Source organism: Sphingomonas sp. 1185, from assembly GCF_040544655.1.
Classification (GTDB): domain Bacteria; phylum Pseudomonadota; class Alphaproteobacteria; order Sphingomonadales; family Sphingomonadaceae; genus Sphingomonas.
The window spans coordinates 87946-99538 of the sequence record NZ_JBEPKL010000014.1 but is presented as its reverse complement, the minus strand read 5'-3'; the positions used below and the strand labels follow the sequence as shown (position 1 = coordinate 99538).

Below are 11593 nucleotides of genomic sequence, written 5' to 3'. Positions count from 1 at the left end.
GGGATGACATGGTCGCCCGGCACGACGCTGGTCACGCCCGCGCCCACCTCGCGCACGATGCCGCAGCCTTCATGGCCGAGCACGCTGGGGAAGATCCCCTCGCTGTCCAGGCCGTCCAGCGTATAGGCGTCGGTGTGGCAGATGCCGGTCGCCATGATCTCGACCAGGACCTCTCCGGCCTTGGGTCCTTCCAGATCGAGTTCGACGATTTCGAGCGGCTTCTTCGCTTCGAAGGCGACGGCGGCGCGGGTCTTCATGAATTCCAGTCTCCTCAGATGGCGTCCTGATGCCCCGATGCGCCCGCATGTGCAACCAACGAACGCCCCGGCGGATTGATGGGCTTGCACAAACCGGGAGAGCGACGATGACCGAATTCAAGAAGGGCGACCATGTCGAGTGGAACAGCCATGGCGGCACCGCCGAGGGCAAGGTCGTGAAGAAGCAGACCAGCGATACGAGCATCAAGGGTCACACCGTCCGCGCATCGAAGGACGAGCCGCAATACATAGTAGAGAGTGACAATGGCGGAAAGGCGGCGCACAAGGCGGACGCGCTGAAGAAGGCGTGATTCACGCGCGTCCCGCCAAGCGGCTGGGATGCTGAAGGATTAAGGGAAGGAATATCATGGCCACCGCAACCACGGGCACCGGCATCCACGCGCCGGTCCAGCCGTCCGAGGAACTGGGCGCGATCGTCGGCAACGATAAGCTGCCGCGCAGCCAGGTCATCAGCAAGGTGTGGGATTACATCAAGGCCAACAACCTGCAGAATCCCGAGAACAAGCGGGAAATCCTGGCCGACGACAAGCTGAAGAAGGTGTTCGGCAAGGACAAGTGCACCATGTTCGAGATGAACAAGTTCATCTCGGCGCACCTGAAGAAGTAAGCTTCTTATCCGGGCCCCCGGCCACCGCGCCGGGGAATCCCCCTCGCGCCGCCCGCGTGCCAGCTATCGCAGGTCGAGGACCAGCGGCTTGCGCGCGGGCGGTGTCGCAGACGGCGTCGGCCGGGGTGTCGCGGGCCGGGACACGGCCGATCCGGCGGCTCTGGCCGCTCCCCTTGCGGGTGGCGATACGGGTGCCGCCGTCGGTGCGGGCACATTGCCCGGCGCCGCCCCCGCCCCGACACGCTCCAGTTCGATCTGGTTCAGTCGCTGCTCGACCAGTTGCGCATCCAGCAGCTTGCGATCCCCCTGCAACGCCGCCACCTGCGCCTCCAGCGTCGCAATCCGCTGTTCCAGCATCTTGACCCGCACCTGATCCTCGGTCTGCGCGACCATCTCGCGCGCCGCCTTTTCCTGACGCGCGCGCTCCCGGCTTTCCGCCGCATCCACCGCGTCGGTACGGCCGTCGGAGCCGGACGGCTGGCAGGCGACCAGCGCCAGCGGACAAAGGATCAGGGCAGGCACGCGACGCATGGGCGACAGTCCGGACAAGAGGAGGCGACGGCTTATCCCCTGCCCCCCGGCGGGAAAAGCCCCTGCGGGCCCGCCGGAAAAATCCCTGTCTTCCTAAAGCTATGTTAAGCGAATCATCCTAAGCCGACCGTCAGGATTGGATGGAAGGCGACAGGATGAAGTGGTTTCATCGCGAAAATACGAATTTGAACGATCGCGTCGCCATCGCCCTGTTCGATCGATCCCCCGATGCCATCATGCTGCTGTCCGAAGGTCGCTTCATCGCCTGCAACGCCGCCGCCGAGCGCATCTATGAGCGTCCCCGCGCCGACGTGATCGGACAGGACCCGCTGGTCTTCTCCGCCCCCACCCAGGGCGACGGGCGGCCGACCGCGGTCCATATCCAGGAACGCGTCCAACAGGCGCTGCGCGATGGTTCGGCCCGTTTCGAATGGATGAACACCAGTCCGAACGGCCGGCTTCGCCGCTTCATGGTCATGCTGCTGCCCGCGCCGGTGGTGAAGCCCGACGACCTGCTGGTCATCATCCAGGATCTCGACGAGACCAGCCAGGTCGTCGATGCGCTGCGCACCGGCCTCGCCACCATTTCCTCGGGCGATCTGACCTACAGCATCGATACGCCCTTTCGCAGCGACTATGAACCGCTGCGCAGCAGCTTCAACGACACCGCCGCGATGCTGCGCCGGTCGATCGGCGATATCGATGCCGCCTCACAGCGCGTGCTCGCCGGGGCGGGGGAGATTCGCAAGGCGGCCGACGACCTGTCGATGCGCACCGAGCAGCAGGCCGCCTCGATCGAGGAAACCGCCGCCGCCGTGCATCAGATCAACACGACCGCGCAGCAATCGGCGGTCAGCGGTGCCCGCGCCGCCGACGTCGCCACGGCGGCCCAGACCAACGCCGCCGAGAGCAGCGCCGTGGTCCGCCGCGCGATCGATGCGATGGGCGGGATCGAGCGGACCTCGACCGAGATTTCGGAGATCATCGCGGTCATCGACGGCATCGCCTTCCAGACCAACCTCCTCGCGCTGAATGCGGGGGTCGAGGCGGCGCGCGCCGGTAACGCGGGCAAGGGCTTTGCCGTCGTCGCCAGCGAGGTGCGCGCGCTGGCGCAGCGCTCCGCCGATGCCGCCAAGGACGTCAAGAGCCGCATCGGCGCATCCGCCGAACAGGTCCGCGCGGGCGTCGAGCATGTCCATGCCGCCGGGACCGCGCTCGACCGGATCGCCGCGCAGGTCCGCGAGATGAGCGGGCTGATCGCCGACATCGCCAATTCGGCGCAGCAACAGGCGACCGGCTTCTCGCAGATCAACCTGGCGATCAACGACATGGATTCGATGACCCAGCAAAATGCCGCGATGGTCGAGGAAGCCACCGCCGCCGCGCGCGAACTCGCGCAGGAAGCGACGGGCATGGCCGATACGGTCGGCCGGTTCGACCATGGCAGCGCCCTGCACGCCGCAGCCTGGGCACAGCCCGCCCGCGCCACCCGCCGGGCCGCATGATCCCGACGATTCGCCGCCCAAGCCGACAGATATTTCCCCGATAACGAAGACTTGTCGCCGATAGAAAAGCATTGCCCGGCGACGATCTTCGCCGGGAACAGCATAGCTCATAATAACCCCTAGCACCGTATTACGACATATTCATTCCACCCATGTGACACTTCGGTTTCCGATCTGCGAAATCGTCGCAAAAGACTCGCGACTTGTCGTCAAATTGTCACCGCCTGCTGCGAACAGGGGCCGCATCGTCGTTCAACGGGATGCCCCTTCGATGGCAACGCAGATGAGTACCGCCAGCGTCACCAAGGCCTATGATCGCTGGTCGCCTGTCTATGATCTGGTCTTCGGCCCCGTCTTCAAGAAAGGCCGCTCCGCCGCGATCGTCGCGGCCGAACGCATCGGCGGCCGGATCATCGAGGTGGGCGTGGGCACCGGCATATCGCTGCCCCAATATTCGCGCGACAATCGCATCGTCGGCGTCGACCTGTCCGAGCCGATGCTCGACAAGGCGCGCGAACGGGTGGCGCGCGGCGGGCTGAGCCATGTCGAGCAGATCGCTTACGGCGATGCCGAAGCGCTGCAATTCGCCGACAACAGCTTCGACGTGGTGGTCGCGCAATATGTCATCACCGCCGTGCCCAACCCCGAAAAGGCGCTGGACGAGTTCGCGCGCATCTGCCGCCCCGGTGGCGAGATCGTCATCACGACGCGGGTGGGGGCGGGCGACGGGCTTCGCGGCACGATCGAGAAGACGCTGATGCCGATCACCAGCCGCCTGGGCTTCCGCACCGACTTCCCGTTCGAACGCTATACCGACTGGGCGGCGACGCGCGGCGATGTCGAACTGGTCGAAAGCCGGCCCCTGCCCCCGCTCGGCCATTTCTCGCTGGTCCGCTTCGCCAAGCGCCAGCCTTCCGCCCAAGGACATGTCCAATGACTGGTTTTCGCGCGCAGCTCGCCGAACAGCGGTGGGACGATCATCGCTATTATCATCACAGCCTGGTCAACCAGAGCCTGCACTTCGTCAGCGCCTGCACCTTCCTGACCGCCTATGTGCTGCTGTTCATCGATCCGGCGGTGGCGAGCCTCCTCGCCTGGGGCGTGGCGATGACCAGCCGCCAGGCCGGGCACTTCTTCTTCGAGCCCAAGGGCTATGACCATGTGAACAAGGCGACGCATGAGCATAAGGAAGAGATCAAAGTCGGCTACAACCTCGTCCGCAAATATGTGCTGATGGGCATCTGGGGCGCGATCCCGCTGGTACTGCTGGTCCAGCCGACCTTGTTCGGGACGCTCGACTATCCGGACGGCTTCATGGGCTATCTGCGGCATGTCGGCATCGGCTGGCTGGGCCTGGGCGTCAGCGCGATCGTAGTGCGCGTCCTTCAGCTCTGGGCGAAGCGCGACCTGGAGACCGGACTCGTCTGGGCGACCAAGATCGTCACCGACCCGTTCAACGACTTCAAGATGTACAAGAGCGCGCCGCGCCGCCTGATGAAGGGCGAGCGGATGGATCATCACGATGTCGATGACTTCGAGGATCTGAAGGCGGCGTAAGCTCACCGCAAAGCCACGTTTTCAAAGGGGTCGCCCGGCCCCTGCCCCTCACCCAACCCTCTCCCCGATGGGGAGAGGGCTTTTGCGTCTCCTACTCCCTCTCCCCGCCGGGGAAAGGGGCGGGGTGAGGGGCTGGGGCCGGACGAACGCTATCCGTCACCCCCCGCCCCAACCGCACCGCCAGCGACTCCTTCAGGATCCGCCGCCGGATCGCCTTGTTCGCCAGCGCCAGGTCGCTCGGCGCATCGGGCGAGGTCCACCACCAGCCATCGTCACGCATCTGTTGTCCCGCTGCAACGAAGCGGTCGCAAATCTCGGCGAACAGGGTGTCGTCGATGTCGAGGCTGAAGATCAGCCGCCCGGTCCCGACCCAGCTCAATGCCAGTCCTTCCGCCCGGAGATAATATTGCAGCATCCAGTTATAGGGCGAAGCGACCGAATAGAGGATGGTCCAGATCGTCTGGACATGCGCGACCGACAGGGGCAGCCCCGCCGCCGCCATCGCTGCGTTGAACATCGCGGCCCGCGCATTCCACCGCTCGTCCAGCCCGTCATAGAGCGCGACCACCTCGGGCGTCTCCAGCCGCCGCAGGAAGGCGTTCATCGCCCCCATCACCATGGGATGCGAATTGAAGGTGCCGCGCGCAAAGCAGATGTCGACAGGGCGATCCTCACGCCACCGCTTCATCAGATGCGCCGGGCCGCACAGCACGCCGACCGGCAAGCCACCGCCCAGCGTCTTGCCATAGGTGATGAGGTCGGGCTTCACCCCGAAATATTCGGGCATCCCGCCTTTCGCCAGGCGGAAGCCCATGAACACCTCGTCGAAGATCAGGACGATGCCGTTCGCCCGGCACACATCGGCCAGCCGGTGCAGCCAGTCGCGATAGGCGGCCAAGTCCGCCCCCGCCTTGCGCCCGCCATCGACCAGCTGCCCGTCGGACGGCGCCGAGCCATTGGGGTGCATCGCCTGGAGCGGATTGACCAGCACGCAGGCAATGTCCTTGCGCGTGGCGAGCACCTTCAGCGTCCGCTCGGACATATCGGCCAGCGTCAGCGTGCGGTCGGCAGGCACGGGGTTGCCGATGCCGGGCTGCACATCGCCCCACCAGCCATGATAGGCCCCGGCGAACCGCACCAGGCGCGGACGGCGGGTGTGATAGCGCGCCAGCCGCACCGCCTGCATCACCGCCTCGGTCCCCGACATGTGGAAGGATACCTCGTCCATCCCCGTCAGGACTGTCAGCCGACGGACATTGTCGGCGACGACCGGATGGAACGACCCCAGCACCCCGCCCAGATCGGCGACGGTCGCCGCCCCTTCCGCCATGGTCCGTTTGTAGAAGTCGTTGCCGAACAGATTGACCCCGTAGGAGCCGGTCAGGTCGATCAGCCTGTTGCCGTCCAGATCGACCAGGATCGGCCCCTCCGACCGCTGGTAGAAGGCCCCGGTCGCCAGCGTCGTGCGGACCTTCTCGCGAAACTGGAACGGCACGCGGTATGCGCCGGTGAACTGCAGGTCGGACAGGCCGGACCGCGTCTCGCGGGTCAGCGCCAGCGTCTGCGCATAACGTTGCGCGAACAAGGCGCCCAGCCGCTCGAACCCTGCGCGCCGCTGCCCGGCCACCGCATCGGGGGCGCCATCGACCCGAAAGAAGCGATCCTCGCCATAGCTGTAGAACGGGATCTGGCCCGCAATCCGCTTGGCCATGCGGACATGGCCGCCCAGTCCGGGATGCTTGGCGCGCGACAGGGTCAGGCGGCGATGCCCTTTCGTCAGGGCGACCGCACCGGCGGAGACGGCCATCAGGCCAGTGAGAATCGGGTTCATGCGGCCTTTGACCGCGTGCCCATGACGGAGGCATGACAATGCGCGGACCCATCATGCGGTTCTTTCTGAACGAGGACATCAATTTCCTCGTCACCAACCGCTTGCCGCGCCGGTTCGCGACCAAGCTGGTCGGTCGGATCGCACGGATCGAGCATCCGCTGATCGCCCGACCCTGCCTGGCCCTGTGGAAATTCTTCGCGGGCGTCGACCTGTCGGACGCGCGGACGACGCGGTTCCGGTCGTTGCGCGACGGCTTCGTCCGTCCCTTGCGCGACGGGGCCCGCCCGTTCGACGGCGATCCCGACACGGTCGCATCCCCTTGCGACGCGCTGGTCGGCGCGCATGGCGAAATCGCGGACGATCGACTCTATCAGGTAAAGGGCTTTCCCTATCGCCTGGGCGACCTGATCCCCGACCCCGAACTGGTCGAGCGGTTCCGCAACGGATCGTTCGTCACATTGCGGCTGACGGCGGGCATGTATCACCGTTTCCACGCGCCGACCGACATTGCGGTCGAGGGCGTGACCTATCTCTCGGGCGATTGCTGGAACGTCAATCCGATCGCGCTCAAGCGGGTCGAGCGGCTCTTCTGTCGCAACGAACGCGCGGTGATCGAGGCGCGGACCCTGGTGTCGGGCCAGCCGCTGCTGATCGTGCCGGTCGCGGCGATCCTGGTGGCGAGCATCCGGCTCCATTGCCTCGACACCGAACGCACCCTGCGCGAGCATGGCCCCGGCCGCCGCGCCTGCACCGCGCGGATCGGCAAGGGCGAGGAGATGGGCTGGTTCGAGCATGGCTCGACCATCATCCTGTTCCTGCCTCGGGGCATGCGATTGCTCGACACGCTGACGGAGGGACAGGCCATCCGTGCGGGCGAGGCGATCGGGCGCACGGCGTGACCGCTCACGCGGCTCTCCCGAACGCCGGTCACTGGCTGTCGTTCTCGTCGCGCAGGGCCCGTCCGGCGATCGTAATCTCGCCGACGAAACAGGCCAACCCCGCCACCGCGAACAGCAGGCCGCCGCCAAAGAAGAAGAACAGCAGGGAGGCATGGCCCGATTCGCGCAACGTCCCCAGGAACAGCGTGATCGCCGAGCAACAGGTCATCGCGCCCGCTGCCGCCGTCATCGTCACCGCGATGTCGAGGATCTTCGAGCGCAGGCGCAACCGGCGCATCTCGAAGCTCTTCGCCCGTCCGTCGCGCTTGAGCGCCTGGATCCGGTCGCTGATCCGCCCCAGCCGGGTGGCGAACACGTTGAGCAACGATCCCACGGCGGTCAGCAGAAAGATCGGCGTCAGCGCCAGCTGAATGACATGGGCGGCCGCGTTCAAGGGTTCGGTCATATCAGGTCCATTCTCCACCGATCCCCGATCGATCAAGCCGCCGCGATGTTCCCCGCCATGTCCCCGGCACCGCCCTGACATATTTGTCATGGAACAGGCGATCGGTCCCGATACTTGGAAGGCGATCGAATAACCCAGGAGGATGTCATGCGGATCGCTCTAATCGCCCTTGCCGGTGCCACGCTGCTCGCCAGCCCGGTCTATGCCAAGGGCTGTATCCGCGGCGCGGTGGCGGGCGGTGTCGCGGGCCATATGGTCGGAAAGGGGCATGGCGTCGCCGGGGCAGCGGCGGGCTGCGCGCTGGCGCACCATCATTATGCCAAGAAGGCCAAGAAGCAGAAATAACCCGGTCGGCCTGTCCGACAGCGGAGCCGCAGCCCCCGGTTGCGGCTCTTTCTCCATGCCCGGCAGGGATCGCCAAAGCCTTGGAAAATATGGCATGGTGACCCCGACTGGATTCGAACCAGTGGCCCTCAGATTAGGAATCTGATGCTCTATCCTGCTGAGCTACGGGGCCCCATGCGGGCGCGGTGATACAGGGGACGCGGGGTCCGGTCCAGAGCGTTTGCCGCGCCCGCCCATGCGCGCCGATCAGTTGGTCAGCTTGGGCGGCAGCACCGGGAAGGGCAAGGGCGCGACGGGCACGCCCTCCTCGACCAGCGCCTTGGCCTCGGCGAGGCTGGCCTGGCCATGAATCTGGGTGACGGGCGCCTCGCCATCATGCATCGCGCGGGCCCGGTCGGCAAAGGCGGTGCCGACCCAGGTCGATTTCTCCAGCATCCTGGCCTGCTCTCCGGCCAGATGGCGGAGCGCGGCCTTGATCGCCTCGGGCGATGGGGCGTCGGGGCGGCTATTGCCCTTGGCCGCGATCTGCGGCGCCATCACCGCCTTTTCGATGTCGCGGTCGCCGCATATCGGGCATTCGATCCGCCCGCTCTCGCGCTGTTCGGCATAGGCGCCGGACGAGGCGAACCACGCCTCGAACACATGCGCCTGGCCGCAGCGCAGGTCGAAGACGATCATGCCCCGGCCACCGGCGGAATGGCGCGACGATGGCGGATGGCGGGCAGCCGCTCGCGCACCGCCTCCACCTGCGCGGGGTCGATCGCGGCCACGCCCAGCCCAGCCGCCTCGCCCATGTCGAGCAGCACCTCGCCCCAGGGCCCGACGATCAGCGAATGGCCATAGGTCGCGCGGCCGTCCTGATGCTCGCCGGTCTGCGCGGCGGCGACCAGATGCACGCCCGCCTCGATCGCCCGCGCGCGCAACAGCACATGCCAGTGCGCCGCGCCGGTCGGCCGGGTGAAGGCGGCGGGCACCGACAGGATCGTCGCTCCCGCCTCGGTCAGCGCGGCGAACAGTGCGGGGAAGCGCAGGTCGTAGCAGATGGCGAGGCCCAGCCGCCCGACCGGCGTGTCGACCACCACCGCCTGCTCGCCGGGCGCGTAGGAGGCGGACTCGCGCCAGCTCTCGCCGCTGGGCAAGTCGACGTCGAACAGGTGCATCTTGTCATAGCGGGCCCGGATCGCGCCCGCATCGTCGATGACATAGCCGCGATTGGCGAGCCGCCCGTCGGCCCCGCGCACCGCCAGCGAACCCAGATGGACCCAAAGCCCATGCGCCGCCGCCGCTGCCCGGACGCGCGCCAGCACCGGATCGTCCGCTTCGACCACCAGATGCTCGGCCGCCCGCGCACGGTCGCGGTCGATCAGCCCGGACATTTCGGGGGTGAACAGCATGGCGCAGCCGCGCGCCGCCGCCTCGGCGATCGCTTGTTCCAGCACGGCCGCATTGGCGGCGGGGTCGATCCCCGCCGTCATCTGCAGGACGGCGATGTCGGTCATGCCGACAGCAGCGGGTCGAGCCCTCCCCGCTTGTCGAGCGCGGCCAGATCGTCCGATCCGCCGATATGCTGGCCGTCGATGAAGACCTGCGGCACGGTGGTTCGCCCGCCCGCGCGCTCGATCATCTCGGCGCGCTGCGGCCCGCCCATGGTGATGTCATATTCTTGGGGCTCGACGCCCTTGGAGGCGAGCAGCGCCTTGGCCCGGGTGCAATAGGGGCAGAACGCCTTGGTGTAGATTTCGACCTTTGCCATCCCCCTCAGGTGTGGCGCGCAGGCCCTATTGTCAATCGTCCGCCCCCTCGACCACCTGCGCCCAGCACAGGATCGCCACCGAAGCCGCCCCCGCCGCCAGCAGCGCGCGGACGCACGCCCCCGTCGTCGCGCCGGTGGTATAGACGTCGTCGACCAGCACCACTCGCCGCCCCGCGACCCGCGCCGGGTCGGGCACGCGAAAGGCCGAGGTCATCGCCGCCCGCCGCTGCCGGGGCGACAGGCCGCGCAGCAACGGGGTCGCCCTGACTCGCACCAGCCCGTCGCGCAGCATCGGCACGCCCGTCCGCCGCGACAGGCTGGCGCCGATCAATACGGCCTGGTTGAAGCCGCGCCGCCACAGCCGCCAGCGATGCAGCGGCACCGGCACCAGCAGTTCGGCCCCTTCCGGCATCCGCCGCGCCATCGGTCCGGCCATCGTCTCGGCCACGCCGATCCGCCCGCCATGCTTCAGCCGGATCGGCAGTTCGCGGGCGATCGGGCCATAGGCGACCGCCGCATGGATCCCCGCATGGACCGGCGGCGAGGCAAGGCATGTCGCACAGCGCGCCTCCCGCCCCCCTTCCGGCACGATCGGCAGCCCGCAACTCGCGCATCCCATGTCATCCAGAAAGCGCAGCTGCCCCCAGCAACCCGCACAGAAGCGATGATCCGCCTCGACCGGCTCGCCGCAGCCGGGACAGCGCGGCGGCAAGGCCCAATCGGCGACGAGGCGGATCAGCGAGCCGGCCAGCCTGTACGCCGCCCGCCCCGCCGCAAATCCCGGCCGCGTCATGTCCCCCGCCCCATGATCCGACTTGTCCCCGATCGGTTGAGCGCGCACAAGCGCGACCGTGACCCCCACCACCATCTTCGACCGTAGCGCCCGCCGCCACCGCCGCGACCGCGCCCAGCCCGATTATGCCGCGCACGACTTTCTGCGCGCCGCGATGCTCGACGGCCTGGCGGAGCGGCTGGATGCGGTGACGCGGCCGTTCCGCGACGTTCTGGACCTGGGCTGTTTCGACGGGGGCTTTCCCGTTCCGCCGGGCGCGCATGTGGCGCGGCTGGACCCCGGTTTCGCCTTTGCCCGCGCGGCGGCGGGCGTGCAGGCGGACGAGGACCGGCTGCCCTTCGCCGATCGCAGCTTTGACCTGGTGGTCAGCGCGGGCGTGCTCGACCAGATCGACGACCTGCCCGGCGTGCTGACGCTGATCCGGCGGGTGCTGCGCCCCGACGGGCTGTTCCTGGGGGCGTTTGTCGGCGGCGGCTCGCTGCCCCGGCTTCGCGCGGCGCTGCGCATAGCGGAGGCGGAGCGGCCGGTGGCGCGGCTCCACCCGCAGGTCGATGTCCGCTCGGCGGGCGATCTGCTGATGCGCGCCGGGTTCACCTTGCCGGTCGCGGATATCGAGACGCTGGAGGTGCGCTACCGCGATTTCGGGCGGCTGCTGGGCGATCTGCGCGGCATGGCGGCAAGCAACCTGCTGGCCGAGCGGCGACCGATCGGGCGGACCGCCCTGGCCTCCGCCGCCGCCGCCTTTGCCGACATGGCCGACGAGGACGGCCGGACCAGCGAGCAGTTCAGCCTGATCTTCCTGACCGGCTGGGCCCCCGATCCGTCGCAGCCCGTACCCGCCAAGCGGGGCAGCGCGACCGCTTCGCTGGCCGACGCGCTGAAGGCCAAGCCCTCGGCCGAATAAGCCAGGTCGGATCGACATTTTCTTCCCCTCTCCCCTGGACAGGGGAGAGGGTTAGCGAAGCTTGCCAGCCTGCTGGCTAGCGCAGCTTGGGTGAGGGGTTGAGCGAGCCCAAAGGCTCGCGCGCTGCGCGCATACACCCCTCACC

The 11593-nt window shown here is 67.7% G+C and carries 16 protein-coding genes and 1 tRNA gene; 8 read left to right on the top strand and 9 right to left on the bottom strand.

All coding sequences use genetic code 11. The features are described from left to right. On the bottom strand, positions 1–257 hold a 257-nt coding region (locus ABIC44_RS11385), incomplete at its 3' end, for an alcohol dehydrogenase catalytic domain-containing protein (protein ID WP_354295504.1). 107 nt (positions 258–364) lie between these two features. Here ABIC44_RS11385 and ABIC44_RS11380 point away from each other — a divergent pair. Further along, a complete protein-coding gene (locus ABIC44_RS11380; RefSeq protein ID WP_058734057.1) occupies positions 365–568 on the top strand; it encodes a hypervirulence associated TUDOR domain-containing protein in 204 nt (67 codons plus the stop codon). Positions 569–624: 56 nt separating this feature from the next. Then, positions 625–885 carry an SWIB/MDM2 domain-containing protein gene (locus ABIC44_RS11375; RefSeq protein ID WP_307100197.1) on the top strand — a complete coding sequence of 87 codons (261 nt, stop codon included), beginning with the start codon at positions 625–627 and terminating at the stop codon, positions 883–885. A gap of 63 nt (positions 886–948) precedes the next feature. Here ABIC44_RS11375 and ABIC44_RS11370 read toward each other — a convergent pair whose 3' ends face one another. After that, positions 949–1416, bottom strand: coding sequence for a hypothetical protein (locus tag ABIC44_RS11370; RefSeq protein WP_354295503.1), 468 nt, complete (start codon positions 1414–1416; stop codon positions 949–951). A gap of 155 nt (positions 1417–1571) precedes the next feature. Between ABIC44_RS11370 and ABIC44_RS11365 the strand changes: the two genes are divergently transcribed. From ABIC44_RS11365 to ABIC44_RS11355, 3 genes are all read left to right on the top strand, one after another. After that, positions 1572–2921 carry a methyl-accepting chemotaxis protein gene (locus ABIC44_RS11365; protein ID WP_354295502.1) on the top strand — a complete coding sequence of 450 codons (1350 nt, stop codon included), beginning with the start codon at positions 1572–1574 and terminating at the stop codon, positions 2919–2921. 283 nt (positions 2922–3204) lie between these two features. After that, a complete protein-coding gene (locus ABIC44_RS11360) occupies positions 3205–3858 on the top strand; it encodes a class I SAM-dependent methyltransferase (RefSeq protein WP_309696791.1) in 654 nt (217 codons plus the stop codon). Further along, entirely contained in the window at positions 3855–4478 is a 624-nt protein-coding gene (locus tag ABIC44_RS11355; RefSeq protein ID WP_309701458.1) for a hypothetical protein, read from the top strand. Before ABIC44_RS11360 ends, ABIC44_RS11355 begins: the two co-directional genes overlap by 4 nt. A gap of 91 nt (positions 4479–4569) precedes the next feature. Here ABIC44_RS11355 and ABIC44_RS11350 read toward each other — a convergent pair whose 3' ends face one another. Next, positions 4570–6309, bottom strand: coding sequence for an aminotransferase class III-fold pyridoxal phosphate-dependent enzyme (locus ABIC44_RS11350; RefSeq protein ID WP_354295501.1), 1740 nt, complete (start codon positions 6307–6309; stop codon positions 4570–4572). Between the two features lie 38 nt (positions 6310–6347). Between ABIC44_RS11350 and asd the strand changes: the two genes are divergently transcribed. Further along, entirely contained in the window at positions 6348–7208 is an 861-nt protein-coding gene (asd, locus tag ABIC44_RS11345) for an archaetidylserine decarboxylase (protein WP_354295500.1), read from the top strand. Positions 7209–7236: 28 nt separating this feature from the next. Here the strand turns inward: asd and ABIC44_RS11340 are convergent, their stop codons facing one another. Further along, positions 7237–7653 carry a DUF2721 domain-containing protein gene (locus tag ABIC44_RS11340; RefSeq protein WP_307100210.1) on the bottom strand — a complete coding sequence of 139 codons (417 nt, stop codon included), beginning with the start codon at positions 7651–7653 and terminating at the stop codon, positions 7237–7239. 147 nt (positions 7654–7800) lie between these two features. Here ABIC44_RS11340 and ABIC44_RS11335 point away from each other — a divergent pair, with 147 nt between their 5' ends. Beyond that, a complete protein-coding gene (locus ABIC44_RS11335) occupies positions 7801–7998 on the top strand; it encodes a hypothetical protein (RefSeq protein ID WP_307100212.1) in 198 nt (65 codons plus the stop codon). A gap of 95 nt (positions 7999–8093) precedes the next feature. Here ABIC44_RS11335 and ABIC44_RS11330 read toward each other — a convergent pair. From ABIC44_RS11330 to ABIC44_RS11310, 5 genes are all read right to left on the bottom strand, one after another. After that, positions 8094–8170 (bottom strand) — tRNA-Arg (locus ABIC44_RS11330). 74 nt (positions 8171–8244) lie between these two features. After that, positions 8245–8676: a DUF1178 family protein gene (locus ABIC44_RS11325; protein ID WP_354295498.1), complete on the bottom strand. Its 432-nt coding sequence runs from the start codon at positions 8674–8676 to the stop codon at positions 8245–8247. Further along, positions 8673–9497: a carbon-nitrogen hydrolase family protein gene (locus ABIC44_RS11320; protein ID WP_354295496.1), complete on the bottom strand. Its 825-nt coding sequence runs from the start codon at positions 9495–9497 to the stop codon at positions 8673–8675. The genes ABIC44_RS11325 and ABIC44_RS11320 overlap by 4 nt, the downstream gene beginning before the upstream one ends. Continuing rightward, positions 9494–9751 carry a glutaredoxin 3 gene (gene grxC / locus ABIC44_RS11315; protein WP_307100218.1) on the bottom strand — a complete coding sequence of 86 codons (258 nt, stop codon included), beginning with the start codon at positions 9749–9751 and terminating at the stop codon, positions 9494–9496. The genes ABIC44_RS11320 and grxC overlap by 4 nt, the downstream gene beginning before the upstream one ends. Positions 9752–9782: 31 nt before the next feature. Beyond that, a complete protein-coding gene (locus ABIC44_RS11310; protein WP_354295494.1) occupies positions 9783–10544 on the bottom strand; it encodes a ComF family protein in 762 nt (253 codons plus the stop codon). A gap of 58 nt (positions 10545–10602) precedes the next feature. On the opposite strand from ABIC44_RS11310, the gene ABIC44_RS11305 reads away from it, so the two are divergent. Beyond that, positions 10603–11448 carry a class I SAM-dependent methyltransferase gene (locus ABIC44_RS11305; protein ID WP_354295492.1) on the top strand — a complete coding sequence of 282 codons (846 nt, stop codon included), beginning with the start codon at positions 10603–10605 and terminating at the stop codon, positions 11446–11448. The last annotated feature ends 145 nt before the right edge of the window (positions 11449–11593 follow it).